We start from the raw sequence: 22,858 nt of genomic DNA on the forward strand, positions 1-22,858 counted from the left end.
GTTCCTCAAATCAGTAGACGCGAGCCTTCGGCTCGATCTTTTTCGGATCGATGCCGTCGGCGATCAGGTCGGTGTGAACAGGGCGGTAGTCGAGCTTGACATCACCTTCAGGGCTGACCCAGGCAAGCGTGTGCTTGCGCCAGTTCACATCGTCGCGACCGCCGAACGGACCATCGACGAAATCCTCGCGGGCATGCGAACCGCGGCTTTCCTTGCGCGCTTCCGCGCCGTAGACCGTGGTGATCGCGTTGGCCATCAGATTGTGCAGCTCGAGCGTTTCCACCAGATCGGAGTTCCAGACCATCGACCGGTCGGTAACCTTGACGTCAGGCAGTTCCTTCCAGATGGCGGAAATGCGCTGGCAACCGCTTTCCAGCGATTCCTGTGTGCGGAATACGGCGGCATCGTCCTGCATGGCGCGCTGCATCTTGTCACGCAGCACCGCCGTCGGCGTCGAGCCGTTGGCATAACGCAGGCTGTCGAAGCGATCCATGATCTTGTCGCAGGCAGCCGTGTCGAGAGCCGGAACCGGCGCATCGCGGTCGATGACCTGGGCTGCACGGATGGCGGCAGCGCGGCCGAAGACCACAAGGTCGATCAGCGAGTTGGAGCCGAGGCGGTTCGCGCCGTGAACCGAGGCGCAACCGGCTTCGCCAACGGCCATCAGGCCGGGAGCGATGCGTTCCGGGTTCTCGGCGTTGGCGTTCAGCACTTCGCCCCAATAGTTGGTCGGAATGCCGCCCATATTGTAGTGAACGGTCGGCAAGACCGGGATCGGCTCGCGCGTCACGTCAACGCCGGCGAAAATCTTGGCACTTTCGGAAATGCCCGGAAGACGCTCGTGCAGGATCGCCGGATCAAGGTGATCGAGATGCAGGAAGATGTGGTCCTTGTTCTTGCCGACGCCACGACCCTCGCGGATTTCCATGGTCATGCAGCGAGACACCACGTCACGCGAAGCAAGGTCCTTCGCCGAAGGAGCATAACGCTCCATGAAGCGCTCGCCTTCGGAGTTGACGAGATAACCGCCCTCGCCGCGCGCGCCTTCGGTGATGAGGCAGCCAGCGCCGTAAATGCCGGTCGGGTGGAACTGAACGAATTCCATATCCTGAAGCGGCAGGCCGGCACGTGCGATCATACCGCCGCCGTCGCCGGTGCAGGTATGAGCCGAGGTCGCCGAGAAATAGGCGCGGCCGTAACCACCGGTCGCCAGCACCACCATCTTGGCGGAGAAGCGGTGGATCGTGCCGTCATCGAGGTTCCACGCCACGACGCCGGTGCAGCGGCCATCGGGCGCCATAATGAGGTCGAGCGCGAAATATTCGATGAAGAATTCCGCATTGTTGCGCAGCGACTGGCCGTAAAGCGTGTGCAGAATGGCGTGGCCGGTACGGTCGGCGGCGGCGCAGGTGCGCTGCACCGGCGGGCCTTCGCCGTAGTTCTGCATATGGCCGCCAAACGGGCGCTGGTAGATCTTGCCTTCGGCATTACGCGAGAAGGGCACGCCGTAATGCTCCAGCTCATAGACCGCCTTTGGCGCTTCCATGGCGAGATATTGCATCGCGTCGACGTCGCCCAGCCAGTCGGAGCCCTTTACGGTGTCGTAAAGGTGCCACTGCCAACAGTCGGGCGTCATGTTGGTGAGAGAAGCGGCGATGCCGCCCTGCGCCGCGACCGTGTGGGAGCGCGTCGGGAAAACCTTGGTGATGCAGGCCGTGCGGAACCCCTGTTCCGCCATGCCGAGCGTTGCGCGCAGACCCGCGCCGCCGGCGCCCACCACGATCACGTCATAGGAGTGATCGACGTAGGTGTAAGCCTTGCCATTCTGGGAAGGTGAACTGATCGATGCCATGGCCGATTTATCCTGCGAATGCGATTTTCAGAATGGCGAAGATGCAAAGACCGCCAATGAGAACCGCGAAAAACGTATTGAGCATCAGAAGAACGAGCTTCGAAACCTCGCCGTGCACGTAGTCTTCGATGATGACCTGCATGCCGAGCTTCATGTGAATGAGGCCGGAAACCAGCACCAGACCCATGATGACCGCAACGAGAGGGTTGGAAAGCGCCGCCGCAACTTCCGGATAGGGAGCGCCGGCATATTTGATGAGAAAGACCACGAAGAAGATCAGCAAGGGCACGTTGGCGACGGCCGTAAGGCGCTGGCGCCAGAAATGGTCGGTGCCTTCCTTGGCGGAGCCGAGGCCACGAACCTTTCCGAGAGGTGTACGCATATCCATGACAGGCTATCTCCTTAGCGCACGATCAGGGCGATGACCCAGATCAGCGCGGTCAGACAGATCGACGCTACAAAGGTCGCCTTGGCGAGTTTCGTGTTGAAGTTCTTCTCGAAGCCATGGCCGAGATCCCACATGAAGTGGCGAAGGCCGCCCAGCATGTGGTGAACGAGAGCCCAGGTATATCCGATCAGGATAAGCTTGCCGATGATCGTACCCATTGCCCAGCTGACCCAGTCGTAATAGGCAGGGCCGGAAGCAAGTGCGATAAGCCACCAGGCGACAAGAAGCGTTCCGAAATAAAGCGCCGCACCCGTGATGCGGTGCACGATGGATGCAACCATCGTCGGAATCGGCTTGTAAATTTGAAGATGCGGCGACAGAGGCCGGTTATTTGTCACGTTCGCCATCAGAACCTCGCGGCGTTTTCCCGTGCACCCGTCAGATCGGGCGCCCCCAAGCAACAGCACATGACGAAAGAATGTGCATTGCACCAACCGCGACGTTTAATCACATGGGAGCATCACGACAAGCACATTTCATGACCGATTCCAATTTAATCGATTGGTTCACGAATTTTTTTTGGAATTTTTTTGCTCGAAAATAAAAAAACGAGCATTTCCAAGATTTACGCCTTCAAAATATTTACCTTTACGTAATTTCGAAATCATGTAATTTACTATTCGTTAACCGAAAAAATCCGGAGAATGAGGCTCATGTTACAGCGTCGAATCGCAGCTCTGGCGGTGATGACTGCAGGCATTATTTTCACGGCACTGCCTCCTGCTGTGGCAGGTGATTTTTATAGTCGCCACCATTATCAGCATCGTCAGTCACAGTTGAGCTTCTCCACGGACGGACTGCCCTCCACCCTTTCCGGCGGCACTTATGTGGGTGGAATATCCGCCCTGAGAGTCCGCGGGAACGGCAATTATTTCGCGATCAATGGTGGGCTTTCGCGACAAGGCGCAACCGTCAATATGGGCGCGCAGCTGGCACCGAAGGCGAAAATCATCAACGTCCTCGCCGAAACGACAGGCGACGCCTGCGATTACCAGCACGGCGTCTGCATCATCAGGCCCTGATATAATCAGACAAAACGCCAGACTGTGGTCTTTTTGACTTCACTGTCTTCCAGAGCCCGCGTCACCGGCACCTGATAGGTTGCCTCGGCGTAAAGGCGCTGTTTGGGCAGGTAGGCCCGCCCTGGATCGCCGACGAGTACGGTCACGCCTCTATCCGCCAGTTCCAGAAACCAAGGCAGGAGGAGATCGGCAAAGGCGCGATCATAAAACACGTCGCCCGCCAGCAGAACATCCGCCTCAACCGGCGTCCCAACCAGATTGCGGCCGGTAAAATCGATGGCAACACCATTGAGAGCCGCATTCAGCCGAATGGCCGTTTCCGTCCACGGATCGATATCGGCGGCGACAACAGCCGCGGCGCCCGCCTTTACGGCGGCAATGGCGACCAGTCCGGAACCGCTGGCGAAATCCAGCACACGTTTGCCGGAGACACTTTCGGGATGATCGAGAACGTAGCGGGCAAGTCCCTGTCCACCAGCCCAGGCGAAAGCCCAGAATGGCGGCGGCAGGCCGATCTTTTCCAGCTCCTCCTCCGTCTTCAGCCACAGCTCATGGGCTTCGGTCGCAAGATGGAGGCGCAATTCCGGCACATGTGGTGGATGCATGATGCCGGTATTGTCGAGAATGAAGCGTTCGGGATCGGTCCTCACCGAAAGCTCAGTCCGGAGATTTCGGTGGATTGGAAAGGCCACCCATGCGGCAGACTTCGAGATATTCCTCTTCCGTCACCGGCTGCACCGAAAGCCGCATGGAGGTGACCAGCGACATCTTTTCGAGTTTCGGATTGGCCTTCACATCCTTCAGCGAAACCGGTTTCGGCATGTCGCAAACGGCGCGGATATCCACGCAATCCCACTTCAGATCGCCCTCTGCGGTCGAATCCGGGTGCGAAAGGGCGCAGACCTCCACGATGCCGACGACATCAAGCCCTTCATTCGAGTGGTAGAAAAAACCCTTGTCGCCGATTTTCATGGCGCGCATGTTGTTGCGGGCCTGATAATTGCGCACGCCGGTCCATTCTTCGCCAGCCTCGCCCTTGGCCTTCTGCATTTCCCAGGACCATTTGAACGGCTCAGACTTGTAAAGCCAGTAATTCGCCATGGCCGGTCACGCCCCCGGATTGTTGAAGACCCAGTTATAGGGCTTCACATCCACGCTTTCGAACAGGCCGGCCTTTGCATAGGGATCGGCATCGGCAAGGGCCTTAGCCGCATCGATGTCGGCAGCTTCCACGATGACAAGGCTGCCATTCGGCTTGCCTTCGGCATCCAGAAACGGTCCGGCAATCTTCAGCGTGCCTTCGGCGTTCAATTTGTTCAGGTGCTCCAGATGAGCCGGGCGCGTGTCCATGCGCACGTTCAGATGGCCGGGCTTGTCTTTGCAGATAAAGGCAAACAGCATTTTCGTCTCCTCGCTGGCGCATGCCTCCCAAAAGTGTAAGCGGTTTTGGGACCAGGACATGCGTAAAAACTATTCGAAGGCCACACTCATTCAGTGGTGATGGGCCTTGTCATCAATTGTTGCATGGCGCTCGCCACGTCCAGATTGCCGTCGATGATGGCCGCAACCGCCTCGGTCACCGGCATGTCGACAGCGTGATGTTCGCCGAGCCGGGCGGCAACGGCTGCCGCAAAGGCGCCCTCCACTAGCCCGCCGGACATGTCCTTGCCTTCGCCCCGGCCAAGCGCGATGCCGAAACGCAGGTTTCGCGACTGGTGGCTTGTGGCGGTCAGCACGAGATCGCCAAGGCCGGAAAGACCGCGCACGGTATCGGCCTTGCCGCCCATGGCAACGACCAGACGCGACATCTCGGCAAGCCCCCGCGAGATCAACGCCGCCCGTGCGGAATCGCCGAGGCCCGCACCTTCAACGATGCCGGCGGCAATGGCGAGCACATTCTTTAGCGCGCCGCCAAGCTGCACGCCCGTGCGGTCGGTCGAGGCATAAAGCCTGAAGGTTCTGCCGGAAATCGTGGTCGCCAGCCGCTCGGCGATGACAGCGTCTTCCGCCGCTATCGCCATCGCCGTCGGCAGTCCGCGCGCGATATCGGCCGCAAACCCCGGACCGGAGAGAACGGCGATTGGATGATGCGGCAGTTCCGCCTCCAGAAGTTCCGTCAGCAGCCGGCCGGACACCCGGTCGATGCCCTTGGCGCAGGTAACGATGATACAATCATTAGCCAGATAAGGACCGTAATGGCGCGCCGCATCGGCATGGGCCTGAGAGGGCATGGCAAACAACACGATGCCTGCATCGGCCAGCACATCCGGCTCAACGGAAAATTCCAGCGCGTCCGGCAGATCTACACCCGGCAGGGCAGCCTCGTGAATACGATCAGCCCTAAGATCGGCCATCAGGGACGCATCACGGCCGAGCAGGGTCACGTCATGCCGGTTCTCCAGCGCGATGACGACGGCGAGCGCGGTTCCGAAGGCGCCAGCGCCGATGACGACGATTTTCTCCCGCTGCATCAGGCCTTGGCTCCCCTTTTGCCGAAACCGATCAATGTCTCCGCGCTGCCATCAAGCGGCCAGCGCGAGCGCGGCGCGATCTCCAGCGCATCGGGTTCCCGGCCGCATGCCATCCGCTCCAGCCCGGCCCAGGCAATCATCGCGGCATTGTCGGTGCAGAGCCGGTGCGGCGGTGCGACAAAGCGGAACCCGTGCGCCTCACAAAGCGCCTGCAGGGTCTGGCGGATTTCCGTATTGGCGGCAACGCCGCCGGCCACGACCAAAGCGGGCTCCGTCTCGAGATGCGGAAACTCTTCCTTAAAGCGGGCAAGCCCACGGCCGATACGGTCCTTGAGCGTGCGTGACACCGCCTTCTGGAAGGAGGCGCAGATATCGGCAATATCCTGATCCGAAAGCGGAGCGATCGCGGTTGCCGCCTGCCGCACCGCTGTCTTCAGACCGGAGAAGGAAAAATCGAGTCTCGTCTCGCCGACCATCGGGCGCGGTAGTGCAAAACGGTCAGGGTTGCCTTTCGCTGCTGCCTTTTCAACCGCAGGCCCGCCGGGATAGGGCAATCCCAGAAGCTTAGCAGTCTTGTCGAAGGCTTCCCCAAGCGCGTCATCAATGGTCGTACCCCAGCGCTCGTATTCACCCACACCGCGAACCAGCACAAGCTGGGTGTGGCCGCCGGAGACCAGCAGCATCAGATAGGGGAAGGAAAGACCGTCGGTCAGACGCGCCGTCAGCGCATGGCCTTCGAGATGGTTGATGGCGTAAAGCGGCTTGTCTGCAGCCTTCGCAATCGCCTTGCCGGTCATCAGGCCCACCAGCAGACCGCCGATGAGACCGGGACCGGACGTGGCCGCGATGGCATCGACGTCCGCAAGGGTGACACCCGCCTGTTCCAGCGCTTCTTCCACCAGCGTGTCCAGCGCCTCGACATGGGCGCGGGCAGCAATTTCGGGCACCACGCCGCCATAGGCGCTGTGTTCCTCAAGCTGCGACAAAACGACGTCGGACACGATCTCGCCACGTCCGTCCGCATGCCGAACCACAATGGATGCAGCGGTTTCGTCACAGCTTGTCTCTATGCCGAGGATACGAAGAAAGGGGGTCATCAATTCTGTTCGTTCATTGCGATCATGCGCTGAGTTGGTCTAAGACAACTCCGGTAACAATGGATAGACGCGGATGCAAACAAAACCTTTCCGAATCGGCACGCGCGGCAGCCCTCTGGCGCTCGCACAGGCTTACGAGACCCGTAACCGGCTGATGTCGGCACACGGTCTGCCGGAAGATATGTTCGAAATCGTCGTGCTTTCCACCAAGGGTGACCGGATAACCGACCGCGCTTTGTCGGAGATCGGCGGCAAGGGTCTGTTCACGGAAGAACTGGAGAGCCAGCTTCTTTCCGGCGAGCTCGATATTGCCGTGCATTCCTCCAAGGACATGCCGACCGTTTTGCCGAAGGGCCTTTATCTTTCCGCTTTCCTGCCGCGCGAGGATATGCGCGACGCCTTCATTGGTCGCACCGCACCGAAGCTTCTGGAACTACCGCAGGGCGCCGTTGTCGGCTCCGCATCCTTGCGCCGCCAAGCGCTGATCCGCCGCCTGCGTCCGGACCTGAGCGTCATCATCTTTCGCGGCCAGGTCGAAACCCGCCTGCGCAAACTGGAGGAAGGCCAGGCGGATGCCACGCTTCTCGCCTTTGCCGGCCTGATACGGCTGGGCATGGAGAACGTCCCGACGGACATTCTCGACCCGAAGGAATTTCCACCAGCCCCCGCGCAGGGCGCGATCTGCGTCGAGAGCCGTATTGGCGACACACGCATGGACGAGTTGCTTTCACCTATCAACGACATACCCACCTACGATGCCGTTACCTGCGAGCGCGCCTTTCTGGCCGCCCTCGATGGTTCCTGTCGCACCCCGATTGCAGGCTTTGCTACCTGCCACGGCGAGGAACTTCATTTCTCCGGCCTGATCCTCACACCGGATGGACAGACGAGCCACAGCGTCGAGATTTCCGGTGCTCGCAAGGATGCCGAGGACTTGGGTCGAAAGGCCGGTGAAGACGTGCGCGCCAGGGCAGGCAGCAACTTCTTCGACGGCTGGAGCTGAGCCGATGCGGATCGTCGTCACCCGGCCGCTTCGTTCGGGCGAAAAGACGGCCGCAAAGCTTGAAGCCCTCGGTCACGAGCCGGTGCTTCTTCCGCTGTTTCATCCCGTCCACCACGGCGAGCGCGCCATATCAGCGCTATCGGAGCCGCTCTCGACCATCGCCGTGACCAGCGCCGAGGCCTTGCGGGCGCTTAGAGATTTCCGCCACCGACTTGCGCCCCATCTTTCGAAACCGCTTTTCGCCGTCGGTGAGGCGACGGCGGAAGCGGCGAGGGAAATCGGCTTCCAAAACATCCTCACCGGATCTGGCGATGCGGTGGCTCTCGCGGGGCTTGTCTCGGAGCATCGCCCCCTAACGGAGAGCACAGATCCATTGCTCTATCTTGCCGGCACGCCGCGAGGCGCCGTGTTCGAGGACGGCATTGCCGCTGCGGGAATTTCCTTCCGGACCGTCGAGTGTTACGAAATGCAGCCGTCAGACCTTTCAGACGATATGCTCGAGACAGCGCTTGTGAAGACAGCTGCCGATGTGGTCCTGCTCTATTCGTCGGAAGCCGCACGGGCCTTTTTCCGCCACGCATCGTCGGAAAAATATGTGGTGGCGCTGACCACCACACAATTCGTCTGCATCAGCCGCAATGTGCTTTCACTGGTTCCGGAAATCTTCCGCGCGAACGCCGCAGCCGCCGAAGGGGCAAACGAGGCAGCCATGTTTGAACTTCTCCACCGAAAGTCTGGAACCTAATTCAGGCTCGCCTCTTTCCTTTGCCGCCGTCACTGACTAGGTTTAGACTATTGCAGGCAGAAATGAGGTTGTCATGGTATCGGGAAAGCCGCCACGCCACTCCAAGTCCAACGCCGAACCGGTCACCATCGACCTGGACGCAAAAGACGTGAAAGCAATTTCCGCCGACGTGGATGCTGCGAAGACTGATGACAAGACCGGCGAGACGACACCGGCAGCAGCTCAGCCAAACGTTCCTCCCAAGCCAGAAGCAGCCGAAACGTCCAGCCCGGCTCCCGTCTGGGAACAGACGCATAAAACACCCATGGAGCCTGCACCGAACGTTCACAAGGCGGAACCGGCAACCGGCAAGCCCCAGGTGGAAAAACCTGCCGACAAACAGCCCGAGACAGCTTCGCCAAAACCCGAAGCGAAACCGGTGACCAGCGCGACTGACGCAAGCGCTGCTTCCGCTTCCGCGGCGGGCGCAAAGCCTGCGACTTTTGCGTCCACATCCTCGTCCGCAGCATCCGGAAGCGCGACTACTGGTGCAAAGCCATCGACAGGCGCGTCATCCTCCGGACCGGCCAAGCCATCCACGCCACAGCACCCCGAGCGCAAACAGGCGGCAACCTCCGGTGTGATCGCGGCGGGTATCGTGGGTGGCCTCGTGGCGCTCGCAGCTGCCGGCAGCATGCAATATGCCGGCATTCTGCCCTCGTTTAATGTGAGCAAGACCGGAAGCGATGAGATTGCCGCATTGAGAACCGAGCTAGGGAGCCTGCGTCAGCAGCTCGCCAATGTTCCCGCAGCAGGAGGGGATACCTCGGCGCTGGAACAGCGCATCGCCGCTCTTGAGGGCGCAAAGGGCGAAGCCCCGCAGGTGGACGCACTTTCGGAAAAAATAACCGCGCTGGAATCGGCGCTCACGTCAGAGCGTTCCGCGCAGGCCTCGGCAACGGCGGAGCTGACACGCCGCCTGACTGACGCGGAAACCAAGATCAACGAACCGCGTGACGATATAGAAGTCGCCCGCGCCATTGCGTCGGCCGCACTGAAAGCCGCGATCGATCGCGGTGGGCCGTTCCTCACTGAACTCGACACATTGTCCAAGGTAACCCCGGACGATCCGGCAATCGCATCCTTGCAGTCTTTCGCCGCAACCGGCGTGCCGTCGCGCTCGGAGCTGATGCAGAAATTCCCCGACGTTGCGAATGCGATGCTCTCGGCGATCAATCGGCCCGACCCCAATCAGGGCATCATGGAACGTCTGACGGAAAGCGCCTTTTCGCTGGTGAAGGTCCGCCCCGTCGGAAACATCGAAGGCGAGACCCCCGACGCCATGATCGCGCGCATGGAAAACAAGTTGCGCAACGGAGATCTGCAGGGTGCGGCACTTGAATGGAATGGGCTTCCCGAGGCCGCCAAGACAGCATCCGCCGACTATAAAAAATCTCTGGATGCGCTCATCGAGGTCGAAAACCTGGTGGGAGGCACGTTAAACCGCGCCATCACCAGCACCGGCAAGCAGGGGTAAGGCATGACCAGAATTCTGACTTTCGTCCTCATCGTTCTGGCGCTCGGTTTCGGTTTCTCCTGGCTGGCGGATAGGCCCGGTGTCCTCTCAATCGTCTGGCAGGGCCAGCTGATCGAAATGAGCCTGATGGTCGCCGCCTCCATAGTTGCGGCATTGGTTGCGGCCGTCATGCTGGTCTGGTGGGTCGTCAATGCCATATGGACATCGCCGAACGCGGCACGACGCTATTTTCGCGCCCGCAAACGCGACCGTGGTTATCAGGCGCTCTCTACCGGCCTCATCGCCGCCGGCGCCGGCAACGCCATTCTGGCCCGCAAGATGACGGCCCGCACGCAGGGGCTTCTCAGTGCTGATCAGGAGCCGCTGATCCACCTGCTCGATGCGCAGGCCGACCTCATCGAAGGCAAATATGACGAGGCGCGGCGCAAATTCGAGGCGATGGCCCGCGATCCTGAAACCCGCGAACTTGGCCTTCGCGGCCTTTATATCGAGGCGCGCCGACAGGGAGCCCATGAAGCAGCCCAGCAATATGCCGAGGACGCAGCCGAAAAAGCCCCTTACCTGCCCTGGGCAGCACAGGCGACGCTGGAAACCCGCTGCCGCAACGGCGAGTGGGATGACGCAATCCGCCTGCTCGACCAGCAAAAAGCAGCAGGCGTCATCCAACGCGGCGAGGCTGAGCGGCTGAAAGCTGTGCTTCTTACCGCAAAGGCCGGTGAAAAACTGGAGAGCGACCCGGTGGGCGCGCGCGAAGACGCAAAACAAGCCCTGAAGCTTGCAAAAAGCCTTGTGCCCGCAGCATTGATCGCAGCAAAATCCTATCTGCGCGAAGACAATCTGCGCAAGGCCGCAGCGGTTCTGGAACCGGTATGGAAGAACGATCCCCACTCGCAGATCGCCGATCTCTATGTTCGGGCGCGCAGCGGCGATACGGCCATCGATCGCCTTAAACGTGCCGAACGGCTTGAGAGCCTGAAACCCAACAACATCGAATCCCTGTTTGCCGTGGCGCAGGCAGCTCTCGACGCCAAGGAATTTGCCAAGGCGCGTGCCAAAGCGGAAGCCGCCGCCCGGATCGAGCCGCGCGAAAGCATCTTCCTGCTGATGGCCGACATCGAGGAAGCCGAAACCGGCGATCAGGGGCGGGTGCGTTACTGGATGGCGCAGGCGCTGCGCGCACCTCGTGATCCCGTCTGGGTGGCAGATGGTGTCACTTCGGAAAAATGGCTTCCGGTTTCGCCCGTGACAGGCCGTCTCGACGCCTTCGAGTGGAAGGCGCCTTTTGGCCAGCTTGAAGGACCTGTCGAAGACCTGACAATCGAAAATGCGATTGCAGCAGCACCGGCAAGGACCGAACAGGCTCCGACCCCGATCGTTGTTGAAGTGGCACCTCAGCCCATTGTTGTGACGAAACCCGCACCCATCGAGGTCAAGCCGGACTTATCTGCCCCGAAGGAGAAAAAGCCGGCAACAAATGAAGTTCCGGTGGAAGCCAGGCCAGCGGATGCGAAGACAGAACCAGTGCCATTTTTCGGTGGTGCACCGGATGATCCCGGCGTCAAGAAACCCGGCGTGGAAGCCGAACCCAAAACCCGGCTAAAACTCTTCTGACAGGCTATCGATGTTCAACCAGATCCAGTCGTTTATTCAAAACCTCGTTGGCCAGCATGCGGATGAATTCAGCCCGGATGATCTGAGGGTTGCGGTGGCCGCCCTCTGTTTTCAGGTAATGGAAGCGGACGGCACGGTCTCCAAAAGCGAGCGTGATCGCCTTCGTGAGATCCTCCACGACTATTATCATCTCGATGCCGGCAAGCTGGACGCGCTTCTTGCCGCAGGCCAGGAGGCCGGCAAGGAAGCCGTAGACTATTATCGCTTCACCACCGATATCCGCCGCCATCTCGATGAAGAGCAGCGCGTGGAGCTTATTGGCATCCTCTGGGATATTGTTTACGCTGACGGCGAACGAAGCGAGATGGAAGATCATGTGATCTGGCGCGTGGCCGATCTACTCGGTGTTTCCGTGCGCGACAGGGTTCTGCAACGTCAGCAGGCCGCCACCAGGTCCGGACCCGCTGAAGAAAGCGAAAACGAAGACGATGCTGTTTGACCCCTCCAGGCAACAGAGAAAACAACCTTCGCTGCTCGTCATCCTGCATCAGGAACGTTCCACGCCCGGCCGCGTCGGCCAGATGCTGGTGGAAAAAGGCTATCGGCTGGATATAAGGCGCCCCGCGCTTGGAGACGATCTGCCGCAAACGCTGGAGAAACATGCGGGCGCCATCATCTTCGGCGGCCCGATGAGCGCCAACGACCCGCATGACTATATCAAAGCCGAAATTGACTGGCTGAAAGTGCCGCTGAAGGAAAACAAACCATTTCTCGGTATCTGCCTCGGCGCACAAATGCTGTCCAAACATCTGGGTGGTAAGGTAGAGGCCGACCGTGAAGGCAAGGTGGAAATCGGCTGGTATCCGCTTCATGCGACCGAACACGGGCGATTGCTGATGCCGCATTGGCCGAAGATGGTCTATCATTTCCACCGCGAAGGGTTCGATTTGCCGCGGGGAGCTGAGCTTCTGGCATCGGGCGAAACCTATCCCAACCAAGCTTATCGATACGGAAAAAACGCCTGGGGCCTTCAGTTTCACGCAGAACTGACCCGCGCGATGATGCACAGCTGGGTGGTGCGTGGAGCACAGCGTTTCGGCATGCCCAATGCACAGGTCGGCAGCCAGCATCTGGAGGGGCGCATGTTGTTCGACACACCGCTCCGGTCCTGGCTTGGCAATTTCCTTGATCTGGTTTTCGAAGGCAAACCGCAACGCTGAGGCGCGTCAGCTTCAGCGTGGTGCGTCGAGATTATCGATCCTGCGCAGCTTCGAAAAGCCGAGTGCCCAGATGACCGCAACCGCAAGCGTGCCCGCCCCGCCGATGACGACTGCTGGCACGGCCCCGACGACATGGGCCATGGTGCCGGCGCGGAACTCACCCAGCTCGTTGGACGCCCCGACAAACACCATGTTCACCGCATTCACGCGCCCGCGCACCTCATCCGGCGTCCAGAGCGCAATCAACGTTTCCCGCACATAAACCGACACCATGTCCGATGCGCCCATGACTACCAAAGCGGCAATGGACACCCATGCGGTTTGAGAAAGTCCGAACACCACGGTGGAAATGCCGAAAAACCCGACACCGACGAACATCAGCAGGCCGGCATGGTGGCGGATGGGCCTGAACGCCAGAATGACCGCGACGGTTATGGCGCCGATACCGGGTGCCGCGCGCAGAAGCCCAAGCCCCCAAGGCCCGAGCGTCAGCACTTCCTTGGCGAAAATCGGCATCAGGGCGACAGCGCCGCCGAGCAACACGGCAAAAAGATCGAGCGAGATGGCGCCGAGAACCACTTTTTCCTGCGAGATGAATTTGAACCCGGCCAGCATGGTCTCGAGGCTGATCGCTTTCGCCGGACCCCGTTGCTCCGGTTTGCGGATCGTCACCGCCAGCATAGCGGACACGATGAACAGCACGAGCGCCACGCTATAGGCCACGGAAGCGCCGAGACCATAAAGCAGGCCACCGGCGACAGGGCCAAGAATGGACGCCATCTGCCACGAAGAGGAGTTCCAGGCGATGGCGTTCGGCAAATCCTCGACAGGCACAAGATTGGGAGCCAGCGATTGCACCGCCGGCCCCATGAAAGCCCGCTCTATGCCGAACACGACGAGAATGGCAAAGACCGGCCAGGGAGAAAAGCTGTGTGCCAGCGTCAGGCCAAGCAGAGCCGCCGCGCAACCGGCCGCGATCAGAAGGCATACGGCCATAATGCGCCGGCGATTGTGCCTGTCCGCCACCGTTCCAGTGACAAGGATCAAAAGCAGCGATGGCAGAAACTGGAAAAGACCGATCAAGCCGAGATAAAAGGCATTGCCGGTGACCTCATACATCTGCCAGCCCACGGAAACGCTGACGATCTGGATTGCGAAGGCCGAAAAAAACCGGGCGCTGAAAAAACGGCGATAAGAACTATGCCGGAATGCACCGAAGCGGTTTTCGGCAGAAGGCAGGGACATCGGTTGGGTGCTCTCGAGACAATATGAGAAGTCTGCAATAGAGCGATACGACAAGAATCGCCAGCCCTATAGGCGCAACACTTGCCGGTTCACGAGCGAATGTCTAAATGTCTTGCAATCAAGATACGGAGATATTGATGCTTGCCCTGTTTCAGACCATCGATCTGGCTTTGAACCTCTATACGTGGGTGCTGATCGCCAGCGCCATTTTTTCCTGGCTTTACGCCTTCAACGTCATCAACTCCCGCAACCAGTTCGTGAATGCCATCGGCAGCTTTCTGGTCAACGTCACCGAGCCGGTTCTGCGCCCAATCCGTAGCATTCTGCCTAATCTCGGCGGCATCGATATTTCGCCGATCATCCTTCTGCTGATCATCTTCTTCATCCGCTCCTTCATGTGGAATACGCTCTATCCCATGGTCGCTTGAGCGACCTCTGGCAAAAACACGGCGATCACATACGCCTGTCCGTTCGCCTCAACCCGAACGGGGGACGCGACGCCATTGACGGCGTGGAGCAGGATGCTGACGGAAATGCCCATCTGAAGGCTCGCGTCAGCGCAGTGCCTGAAGGCGGCAAGGCGAACAAGGCCCTGGTCATTTTGCTGGCGAAAAAATTCGGCCTGCCCAAATCGTCCATCACCTTCATTTCAGGTGAAACAGCGCGTAAAAAAATCCTCCGGATCGATACCGACCCGGAGGATTTCGAAAAGCTTTTTAGAAAGCTGGAAGTCTAAGGCAACGGGCTGAAATCAGCCCTGCGTCTTGTAGCGCTCGATGGCTTCGACGATCAGCTTCTTGGCAACGTCGACATCCTGCCAACCGCCCATCTTCACCCACTTGCCGGGCTCCAGATCCTTGTAGTGCTCGAAGAAGTGCTCGATCTGCTTCAGCGTGATTTCCGGCAGGTCGGTGTAGTTGTGGACCTTGTCGTAACGGCGCGTCAGCTTCGGAACCGGAACGGCGAGGATCTTCTCGTCCTTGCCGCCGTCGTCTTCCATGATCATGACGCCGATGGGGCGCACATTGATCACGCAGCCGGGAACCAGCGGGCGGGTATTGCAGATAAGAACGTCGATCGGGTCGCCATCGTCGGAAAGCGTGTGCGGCACGAAGCCATAGTTACCCGGATAGGTCATCGGCGTGTAGAGGAAGCGATCGACGATCAGCGCACCGGCGTCCTTGTCCATCTCGTACTTGATCGGCTGGCCGCCAACCGGCACCTCGACAATAACATTCACGTCTTCCGGCGGATTCTTGCCAATGGAAATTGCATCGATACGCATTCGCTTCCCTCATTCGACGGGGTTGGATTTGGTTTTCGATACTGGGAAAGTCGCCGTATTGCAACATGGCTTTAGGCGGATAAGGCAGAATGCCGAATTTGAGGGCATCGGGATTGTGAATGGCCGACCGGAAAAAATGAAACCGGCGTGAAATCACCCGGCTGCGTACTTAGTTCCAGACGAAACCGATCTTGCGCAGCGACTTGCCGCCGAAATCTTCCATGCCCTCGGCGATGTCCCGGCCGCCATGCGAACGGAAAAACCGATTGGCGACCTCGCTATCTTCGAGGCACCAGACCACAACGCCATTGCAGCCGAGCGAGGTCAGCAGCCGGCGAGCTTCCGTGAACAGCAGCGAGCCAAGACCGATGCCCTGATATTCCGGCCGCAGATAAAGCTCGTAGATCTCGCCGTCATGCGGCAGCCCACGCGCACGGCTTAAGCCCAGCGTGGCATATCCGGCAACCACGCCCTTCACTTCCACCACCAGCATGGTTGCGGAACCCCGGGTCGCCTTCTTCCACCAGATTTCGCCGCGGCGCTCCAGCATCTGCGTCAGCGGTCGGTGCGGGATCAGCCCGGCATAGGCCTGTTGCCATGACAGACGGTGCGCTTCGGCTATTGCGCGCGCATCTTGCGGTTCGGCTCGGCGAACATCTATGGATAACGTTTTCATAACGCGATTCTGGCCCCGACCATGAAAACTTGCCAGCCATAAAGGTTAACGACAGCAAGCTTACCCACAGCCTATTCATGTGGACGACCGAGAAAAATTAACGCATCCTTAACCTTTGACACAAGGGTCTTTCGACTCATGCACAAATAAAACATGCGCATAAAAAAACCCGGCTCGCGGCCGGGTTTTTTCAAATTCTTTACGGGAAACCGCAATCAAACTGCGAGCTTCGCCTTTTCGAAACGCTTGCGATCGTTGGCGTCGAGGAACATCTTGCGCAGACGGATGGACTTCGGCGTCACTTCCATCAGCTCGTCGTCCTGGATCCAGGAAAGCGCGCGGTCGAGCGTCATGCGGATCGGCGGCGTCAGCTTTACGGCTTCATCCTTGCCGGCGGCGCGGATGTTGGTCAGCTGCTTGCCCTTCAGCACGTTCACTTCGAGATCGTTATCGCGCGAGTGAATGCCGATAATCATGCCGGCATAAACCTTCTCACCCGGCTCGATGATCATCGGGCCACGATCTTCCAGGTTGAACATGGCGTAGGCGACAGCTTCGCCCGAACCGTTCGACAAAAGAACGCCGTTAACGCGACCAGCAATCGCACCCTTGTACGGCTGATAGTCGTGGAACAGACGGTTCATGATCGCCGTGCCGCGCGTGTCGGTCAAAAGTTCCGACTGGTAGCCGATCAGGCCGCGGGTCGGAGCGTAGAACTTCAGACGAACGCGATTACCGCCGGAGGGGCGGAGCTCAGCCATTTCAGCCTTGCGCTCGGACATCTTCTGAACGACGACGCCGGAGTGCTCTTCATCGACGTCGATCACAACTTCTTCGATCGGCTCCATCATGGCGCCGTTCTCATCCTTGTGCATGACAACGCGCGGACGCGAAACTGCAAGCTCGAAGCCTTCGCGACGCATCGTTTCGATGAGAACTGCCAGCTGCAATTCGCCACGGCCGGAAACGAAGAACGAATCCTTGCCTTCAGCCTCTTCAATCTTCAGCGCGACGTTGCCTTCGGCTTCCTTGAACAGACGGTCGCGGATGACGCGGCTCGTGACCTTGTCGCCTTCGGTGCCGGCAAGCGGGCTGTCGTTGACGATGAAGGACATGGTAACGGTCGGCGGATCGATCGGCTGCGCGGTCATCGCCTCGGTGACGGAAGGGTCACAGAAGGTATCGGCAACAGTGCCCTTGGAAAGACCAGCGATGGCGACGATGTCACCCGCATGGGCCTCATCGATGGATGTGCGCTCAATGCCGCGGAATGCGAGGATCTTGGAAATACGACCGGTTTCGATCGTCTTGCCGTCCTGGCCAAGTACCTTCACGGCCTGGTTTGGCTTGATCGAACCGGAAGCAATACGGCCGGTGATGATACGGCCGAGGAAGGGGTTGGCTTCGAGGATCGTACCGATCAGACGGAACGGACCTTCTTCAACCGTAGGCTCCGGAACATGCTCGAGAACCAGATCGAGCAACGGTGCAAGACCCTGATCCTTCGGACCTTCTGGGTTGACGTTCATCCAGCCGTCACGGCCGGAACCGTAAAGGATCGGGAAGTCGAGCTGCTCGTCGGTAGCATCGAGGTTTGCGAAAAGGTCGAAAACTTCGTTGATGACCTCTTCATGGCGGCCATCCGGACGGTCGATCTTGTTGATCGCGACGATCGGGCGAAGACCAACCTTCAGCGCCTTGCTGACGACGAACTTCGTCTGCGGCATCGGGCCTTCGGAACTATCGACCAGAACGATCGCGCCATCCACCATCGACAGGATACGCTCAACTTCGCCGCCGAAATCGGCGTGGCCGGGGGTGTCGACGATGTTGATGCGAACACCCTTCCACTCCACCGAAGTCGCCTTGGCAAGAATGGTGATGCCGCGTTCCTTTTCGAGATCGTTGCTATCCATCACGCGTTCCGCAACGCGCTGGTTGTCGCGGAACGAGCCGGACTGCTTCAGAAGCTCGTCAACGAGCGTCGTTTTTCCATGGTCAACGTGCGCGATAATCGCGATGTTGCGAATTGCCATTGTTCAAAATCTCTGAGGTTGGGCGCTACCGTCGTGAGATGCGCCAATTTAGTTTGGCGCGCTCATAACCTTTTTTTTGCAAATGCGAAAGGGGGGCATTGTCATATGCCCCCTGCGCTCAGGTTCTAGCTCAAGAATATGACAGTCTTTTATACGAGGCCGCGCTTCAAAAGCATGGCATCGGGACTTGGCATCTTGCCGCGAAAAGCGAGATAGGCCTCCTCCGGATCGATCGAGCCACCGACTGAATAGATATTCTCTTTCAGCTTACGCGCCATTTCACCATCGAAGGCGTTGCCGGTTTCCTCGAAGGCAGAAAATGCGTCGGCATCCAGCACCTCCGACCACATGTAAGAATAATAACCGGCCGAATAACCATCACCGGAAAACACATGCTGGAAATGTGGCGTCGCATGCCGCATGACGATGGACTTCGGCATGTTCAGGGCGGAAAGCACCTCACCTTGTACGACCATGGGATCGCCGACGCTGTCACGGGTGTGGAACGCCATATCGACGATGGCCGAAGAAGTGAATTCCACCGTGCTGAAACCGGCATTGAAGGTCTGTGCTGCCAGAACCTTGTCCAGCAGCGCCTTTGGCATAGGTGCCCCGGTTTCATAATGCAGGGCATATTTCTCCAGAATTTCCGGCACGGTCAGCCAGTGTTCGTAAAGCTGCGACGGCAACTCGACGAAATCGCGCGACACACCCGTTCCGGAAACTGAAGGATAGGTGACATCAGATAACATGCCGTGCAGGGCGTGGCCGAATTCGTGAAACAGCGTGCGCGCATCATCGAGCGAAAGCAGCGCAGGCTTTCCCTCTGCCGGTTTTGCAAAATTGCAGACATTGTAGATGATCGGTATTTCACCGACAGTGCCGTTCTTCAAAGGCAGCTTGTGCTGCGACTGGAACGAACTCATCCACGCGCCGGAACGCTTGGACGGGCGGGCGAAATAATCGCCGAGGAACATGGCTTTCAGGTCGCCCTTGTCGTCGCGGATTTCAAAAACCCGCACATCGGGATGATAGGCGGCGACACCCTTGATCTCGACGGCACGAATTGCAAAAAGCCGGTTGGCCACATCGAAACACGCATCGATGATCTTTTCCAATTGCAGATACGGCTTCAATTCGGTCTCGGAGAAGCTGAATTTCTGTGCCCGCAGCTTTTCGGCGTAATGGCGCCAGTCCCAGGGCATCACCTCGTGGTTCTTGCCCTCCGCGGCGATGATGGCGGCAAGTTCAGCCTCCTCCTCACCTGCGCGCAGCACGGCCTTTTCCCAGACCTGGCCCAGAAGACCGTTCACGGCATCCGGCGTTTTTGCCATCGTGTCGTCCAGCTTGTAGGCAGCAAAATTCTTGTAGCCGAGAAGCTGTGCCTTTTCCTCACGCAGTTCCAGCGTACGGCGGACGGTTGCGCGGTTGTCGGTATCGCCACCATTTTCGCCGCGAGCCACCCAGGCCTTGAAGGCTTGCTCGCGCAAGTCGCGGCGTTCGGAGAAGGTCAGGAATGGCTCGATGATGGAGCGGGAAAGGGTAACGGCAAATTTGCCTTCTTCGCCATGTTCGCGCGCGGCACCCGCCATGGCATCACGCAGAAAACCGGGAATGCCGGAAAGCTCGTCGTCGGTAGAAAGCAGAAGTTTCCAGCTCTTTTCATCCGCCAGAACATTCTGCCCGAATTTGGCGCCGAGACCGGCAAGCTCTTCATTGATGGCCGCCAGACGCTCCTGACGGTCCTTCTGCAACTTTGCGCCGGAGCGCACGAAACCCTTCCAGTGCCGTTCGAGAACGCGTTTTTCCTCGCCGGTCAGGGAAAGCGCATCGCGCGTTTCCCACAGCGTGTCGATGCGTCTGAACAGCGCCTCGTTCATGCCGATCTTGGAATAGTGCCGTGACATTTTCGGCGCGATTTCCCGCTCCAGTGCCTGAATGACACTGTTGGTGTGGGCACCCGCCTTGTTCCAGAACAGGGCCGAAATGCGCGAGAGTTCGTCGCCGGCGATTTCAAGCGCGGTCACGGTGTTTTCGAAGGTCGGCGCCTGCGGATTGCCGGCAATCGCATCGATTTCCTGTTCATGGGACAAAAGGGCGGCTTCAAAGGCCGGAGCAAAATCCTCATCCTTGACCGCATCGAATTTCGGCAGACCGTTCTGACCGTTCCAGGTAACGAGTGCGGGATAGGGCGCGGTCGTGGATGGCATTTCATCTTCCTTGTACAATTCCGGTTTACGCCCATATGGGCATGCCTCCACCGCCAATTCAATATGCCGGAATTTGGTGTGGAAGACATGATCGTCAACACCGCCAAGTATTGACCGGCATGACGACGGCATGTTTTGATTTCTCGCAATAATATCCCATGATGGAGATATGTATTATGGAGATTTATTCTTTAAGGTCTGCCAATAGTTTCCTTTTCAGGGACAATCCCAAAAACAGCAGACCCGTGGGAAGCCCCGATTTCGGCAAGGCAGCCCCATCCGACGCGGCCACCGGCTTTGAAGAAACGATAGACCGCATCGATTTCACCCGTGTCAGCCCCCGGCAATTGCGGGAAATCGCGCAGGAATATTACGATACCGGAAAAATCAGCCACGATACCTGGCTTGAGCTTTCGTCCGAACTTCCGGCACAGACGCTGAATGCCAATGGCGAGGTGATTGACATTGCCGACGTGACCGACGACACGGATTTCGACTTTGTGACGTATTTTTCTGAACGGATCGAGATTGCCCGTTCCATTGGCACGACGGATGAAGTGGAAAAAATGCAGGACGTATTGTCTTTTTTTGCTTCGACGTGACGATGACAGGCAATGTTGTTGGACGTCCCGCAATCAAACTGACGAATACTTTACGCAATTTTCGATAATATGATTTATGCGCCATTGCTTATCGTCCGAAACTTAGTAAGGCTGACTTACCAAAAGGCGAAGCATGGGCACACGCGAAAAAGATTCATTGGCATTTTTGCTGAACAGCGGCGCACGCCTGCTGAACAGTGCATTTGAGCGCCGTATCTCGGAAGCCGGACTGGGCCTTACCCCCGGCGAAGCAAGAGCATTGCTGACAGTTGCGGTTATCGATGGCAGCAAACAGGCTGACATCGCCGCCCGTCTCGGCATCGAACCCATGACGATCTGCGCCTATCTCGACAAGTTGCAGTCACTCAATCTGATAGAACGCCAGCAGGACCCGCAGGACAGGCGTTCCAAACGTATCGTCCTGACGAAAACCTCCGCCGACATGCTAGAAGCTGTCGGTCATGAAATCGACCAGCTCGTTCTTCAGGCCACACAGGGGCTGAACGAAGAGGAAGTCGCGCTTTTCCGTAGCTTCCTGCAGACACTTCGCAACAATCTGCAACCGGAACAGCAGGGCCAGAACGGCTGATCGCAATGTCGAAAACGATCATGTCCAGAAAACGCACGGCTTTGCTCGGAGCATTGCTGACAGCGCTGGCGCCCATTTCCATGTCGATTTACACGCCGGCCATGCCGGAACTGACACGGGTTTTCGCAACCACCGAATCTGCCATAAAACTCAGCCTCTCGCTCTATTTTGCCGGTTTTGCCTTAGCCCAATTGCTTGCCGGGCCGGCATCCGATGCCTTCGGGCGGCGCAAGGCGAGCCTCGTCTTCCTGTCGATCTTTCTGGGCGGTGGTGTGCTCGCCCTCTTGGCCCCAACCATCGAAGTGCTGCTGTTCGCGCGCCTCGTTCAGGGCATCGGCGCTTCCGTTGGCATGACTGTTGCGCGCGCCGTGGTGCGCGATCAGTTCACCGGCCCGGAAGCCTCCAGCATCATGAACCTCATCGGCATCATGCTGGCGATCGGCCCTGCGATGGGGCCGACGATCGGTGGTCTGTCACTTGCGGCTTTTGGCTGGCAATCGGTGTTTTTCCTCATGGCCGGTCTCGGAGCTATCGCCATCCTTTCGGTGGTGCTTTTTCTGCGTGAAACGACGGTGCCTGACAAAACCAGGATCCGACCCCGACACCTTCTGTCTGCCTATGGCACATTGCTAAAGCAGCCGCGTTTTCTTCTGGCCGCCCTCGTGCTCGGCGGCTCCATCGGCGCACTTTATGCGCAAGCCACCATGCTGACCTTCATCCTCATCAACGAAGTCGGCATGTCCCCCACGGCCTTCGGTGTCGGCATGCTGATGCAAACAGGCGCCTATTTCTTCGGTTCGATTGCGTTGCGTTACATCGCGCCAAGACTGGGCGACCGGCGTTCCGTCGTGCTTGGCCTTTGTTTTTCCGGCACGGGCGGTCTTCTCATCATGCTGTCGGTTTTCCTCGTGCCGCCATCCTTCCTCTCCATCATGGGGCCCGTCGCAGTGGCGACCGTCGGGATCGCGCTGTTGACGCCTTCGATGGTCACGGCGGCCCTCGCCCCCTTCCCGCATATCGCCGGCTCGGCATCGGCCATGATGGGTTTCATCCAGATGGGATCTGGTTTTGCGGGTGGGGCAATGGCCTCGCTCATAGGTTCCCCGCTGACTAGCTTCGGCATCATCATTCCGGTTATGGAATTCGTGGCCGTTGCCAGCTACATCGGCTTTCGCGCCGTTTCCAGAAGAGAGACATGAAAAAACCCGCAGGCGTTGCCACCTGCGGGTT

25 protein-coding genes are annotated in these 22,858 nt (G+C 58.8%); 12 read left to right on the forward strand and 13 right to left on the reverse strand.

Annotated elements, in window-relative coordinates:
- Positions 1-10: 10 nt before the first annotated feature.
- Genes sdhA through sdhC form a run of 3 tightly spaced genes read right to left on the reverse strand, consistent with a single transcriptional unit; the run spans position 11 to position 2,647 of the window.
- Positions 11-1,852: a succinate dehydrogenase flavoprotein subunit gene (gene sdhA, locus ACQZ63_RS20180; protein WP_013636888.1), complete on the reverse strand. Its 1,842-nt coding sequence runs from the start codon at positions 1,850-1,852 to the stop codon at positions 11-13.
- A 7-nt stretch (positions 1,853-1,859) separates the two neighbouring features.
- Complete coding sequence (gene sdhD, locus ACQZ63_RS20185) at positions 1,860-2,240, reverse strand: succinate dehydrogenase, hydrophobic membrane anchor protein (RefSeq protein ID WP_003516716.1); 381 nt, start codon at positions 2,238-2,240, stop codon at positions 1,860-1,862.
- A gap of 14 nt (positions 2,241-2,254) precedes the next feature.
- Complete coding sequence (sdhC, locus tag ACQZ63_RS20190; RefSeq protein ID WP_013636889.1) at positions 2,255-2,647, reverse strand: succinate dehydrogenase, cytochrome b556 subunit; 393 nt, start codon at positions 2,645-2,647, stop codon at positions 2,255-2,257.
- 306 nt (positions 2,648-2,953) lie between these two features.
- On the opposite strand from sdhC, the gene ACQZ63_RS20195 reads away from it, so the two are divergent.
- Positions 2,954-3,322: a hypothetical protein gene (locus ACQZ63_RS20195; RefSeq protein ID WP_113556160.1), complete on the forward strand. Its 369-nt coding sequence runs from the start codon at positions 2,954-2,956 to the stop codon at positions 3,320-3,322.
- 5 nt (positions 3,323-3,327) lie between these two features.
- Here ACQZ63_RS20195 and ACQZ63_RS20200 read toward each other — a convergent pair whose 3' ends face one another.
- From ACQZ63_RS20200 to tsaD, 5 genes are all read right to left on the reverse strand, one after another.
- Positions 3,328-3,972 carry a class I SAM-dependent methyltransferase gene (locus tag ACQZ63_RS20200; RefSeq protein WP_113556159.1) on the reverse strand — a complete coding sequence of 215 codons (645 nt, stop codon included), beginning with the start codon at positions 3,970-3,972 and terminating at the stop codon, positions 3,328-3,330.
- Positions 3,973-3,979: 7 nt separating this feature from the next.
- Positions 3,980-4,423: an EVE domain-containing protein gene (locus ACQZ63_RS20205; RefSeq protein ID WP_003516712.1), complete on the reverse strand. Its 444-nt coding sequence runs from the start codon at positions 4,421-4,423 to the stop codon at positions 3,980-3,982.
- A 6-nt stretch (positions 4,424-4,429) separates the two neighbouring features.
- The gene (locus ACQZ63_RS20210; protein ID WP_003516711.1) at positions 4,430-4,723 is read right to left on the reverse strand and encodes a YciI-like protein; all 294 of its coding nucleotides are present in this window, start codon (positions 4,721-4,723) and stop codon (positions 4,430-4,432) included.
- Positions 4,724-4,809: 86 nt separating this feature from the next.
- A complete protein-coding gene (locus ACQZ63_RS20215; RefSeq protein ID WP_112153892.1) occupies positions 4,810-5,793 on the reverse strand; it encodes an NAD(P)H-dependent glycerol-3-phosphate dehydrogenase in 984 nt (327 codons plus the stop codon).
- A complete protein-coding gene (gene tsaD / locus ACQZ63_RS20220) occupies positions 5,793-6,890 on the reverse strand; it encodes a tRNA (adenosine(37)-N6)-threonylcarbamoyltransferase complex transferase subunit TsaD (protein ID WP_112153893.1) in 1,098 nt (365 codons plus the stop codon). Before tsaD ends, ACQZ63_RS20215 begins: the two co-directional genes overlap by 1 nt.
- Positions 6,891-6,963: 73 nt before the next feature.
- Between tsaD and hemC the strand changes: the two genes are divergently transcribed.
- The 6 genes from hemC (at position 6,964) to ACQZ63_RS20250 (ending at position 12,985) form a co-directional block, all read left to right on the forward strand.
- Positions 6,964-7,893, forward strand: coding sequence for a hydroxymethylbilane synthase (gene hemC, locus ACQZ63_RS20225; RefSeq protein ID WP_111803898.1), 930 nt, complete (start codon positions 6,964-6,966; stop codon positions 7,891-7,893).
- Between the two features lie 4 nt (positions 7,894-7,897).
- Positions 7,898-8,638 (forward strand): uroporphyrinogen-III synthase, encoded by a 741-nt coding sequence (locus ACQZ63_RS20230; protein WP_111803897.1) that lies wholly within the window; start codon positions 7,898-7,900, stop codon positions 8,636-8,638.
- A 73-nt stretch (positions 8,639-8,711) separates the two neighbouring features.
- Positions 8,712-10,154 carry a COG4223 family protein gene (locus ACQZ63_RS20235; protein ID WP_113556158.1) on the forward strand — a complete coding sequence of 481 codons (1,443 nt, stop codon included), beginning with the start codon at positions 8,712-8,714 and terminating at the stop codon, positions 10,152-10,154.
- Positions 10,155-10,157: 3 nt separating this feature from the next.
- The gene (locus ACQZ63_RS20240) at positions 10,158-11,765 is read left to right on the forward strand and encodes a heme biosynthesis protein HemY (RefSeq protein ID WP_113556157.1); all 1,608 of its coding nucleotides are present in this window, start codon (positions 10,158-10,160) and stop codon (positions 11,763-11,765) included.
- A gap of 10 nt (positions 11,766-11,775) precedes the next feature.
- On the forward strand, positions 11,776-12,264 hold the full coding sequence (locus ACQZ63_RS20245; protein ID WP_003516699.1) for a tellurite resistance TerB family protein: 489 nt from the start codon (positions 11,776-11,778) through the stop codon (positions 12,262-12,264).
- Positions 12,254-12,985: a glutamine amidotransferase gene (locus ACQZ63_RS20250; RefSeq protein WP_003516697.1), complete on the forward strand. Its 732-nt coding sequence runs from the start codon at positions 12,254-12,256 to the stop codon at positions 12,983-12,985. The genes ACQZ63_RS20245 and ACQZ63_RS20250 overlap by 11 nt, the downstream gene beginning before the upstream one ends.
- Before the next feature lie 12 nt (positions 12,986-12,997).
- Here ACQZ63_RS20250 and ACQZ63_RS20255 read toward each other — a convergent pair whose 3' ends face one another.
- The gene (locus ACQZ63_RS20255; RefSeq protein WP_003516689.1) at positions 12,998-14,230 is read right to left on the reverse strand and encodes an MFS transporter; all 1,233 of its coding nucleotides are present in this window, start codon (positions 14,228-14,230) and stop codon (positions 12,998-13,000) included.
- Between the two features lie 137 nt (positions 14,231-14,367).
- Here ACQZ63_RS20255 and ACQZ63_RS20260 point away from each other — a divergent pair, with 137 nt between their 5' ends.
- Entirely contained in the window at positions 14,368-14,658 is a 291-nt protein-coding gene (locus ACQZ63_RS20260) for a YggT family protein (RefSeq protein WP_003516688.1), read from the forward strand.
- Entirely contained in the window at positions 14,655-14,966 is a 312-nt protein-coding gene (locus ACQZ63_RS20265; protein WP_113556156.1) for a DUF167 domain-containing protein, read from the forward strand. Before ACQZ63_RS20260 ends, ACQZ63_RS20265 begins: the two co-directional genes overlap by 4 nt.
- A gap of 15 nt (positions 14,967-14,981) precedes the next feature.
- Here the strand turns inward: ACQZ63_RS20265 and ppa are convergent, their stop codons facing one another.
- The 4 genes from ppa to ACQZ63_RS20285 form a co-directional block, all read right to left on the reverse strand.
- Positions 14,982-15,515, reverse strand: a complete 534-nt coding sequence (ppa, locus tag ACQZ63_RS20270) for an inorganic diphosphatase (protein ID WP_003516686.1) — start codon at positions 15,513-15,515, stop codon at positions 14,982-14,984.
- A 169-nt stretch (positions 15,516-15,684) separates the two neighbouring features.
- Entirely contained in the window at positions 15,685-16,191 is a 507-nt protein-coding gene (locus ACQZ63_RS20275) for a GNAT family N-acetyltransferase (protein WP_065659937.1), read from the reverse strand.
- 215 nt (positions 16,192-16,406) lie between these two features.
- A complete protein-coding gene (gene typA, locus ACQZ63_RS20280) occupies positions 16,407-18,227 on the reverse strand; it encodes a translational GTPase TypA (protein ID WP_003516684.1) in 1,821 nt (606 codons plus the stop codon).
- Positions 18,228-18,376: 149 nt separating this feature from the next.
- Positions 18,377-20,437, reverse strand: coding sequence for a M3 family metallopeptidase (locus ACQZ63_RS20285; protein ID WP_113556155.1), 2,061 nt, complete (start codon positions 20,435-20,437; stop codon positions 18,377-18,379).
- 176 nt (positions 20,438-20,613) lie between these two features.
- Here ACQZ63_RS20285 and ACQZ63_RS20290 point away from each other — a divergent pair, with 176 nt between their 5' ends.
- The 3 genes from ACQZ63_RS20290 (at position 20,614) to ACQZ63_RS20300 (ending at position 22,827) form a co-directional block, all read left to right on the forward strand.
- Positions 20,614-21,039 carry a hypothetical protein gene (locus ACQZ63_RS20290; RefSeq protein WP_113556154.1) on the forward strand — a complete coding sequence of 142 codons (426 nt, stop codon included), beginning with the start codon at positions 20,614-20,616 and terminating at the stop codon, positions 21,037-21,039.
- Between the two features lie 133 nt (positions 21,040-21,172).
- A complete protein-coding gene (locus tag ACQZ63_RS20295; protein ID WP_003516681.1) occupies positions 21,173-21,628 on the forward strand; it encodes a MarR family winged helix-turn-helix transcriptional regulator in 456 nt (151 codons plus the stop codon).
- Between the two features lie 20 nt (positions 21,629-21,648).
- Positions 21,649-22,827, forward strand: coding sequence for a multidrug effflux MFS transporter (locus tag ACQZ63_RS20300; protein ID WP_111782627.1), 1,179 nt, complete (start codon positions 21,649-21,651; stop codon positions 22,825-22,827).
- Positions 22,828-22,858 lie beyond the last annotated feature (31 nt).

This window comes from Agrobacterium sp. CG160-95, from assembly GCF_053521725.1.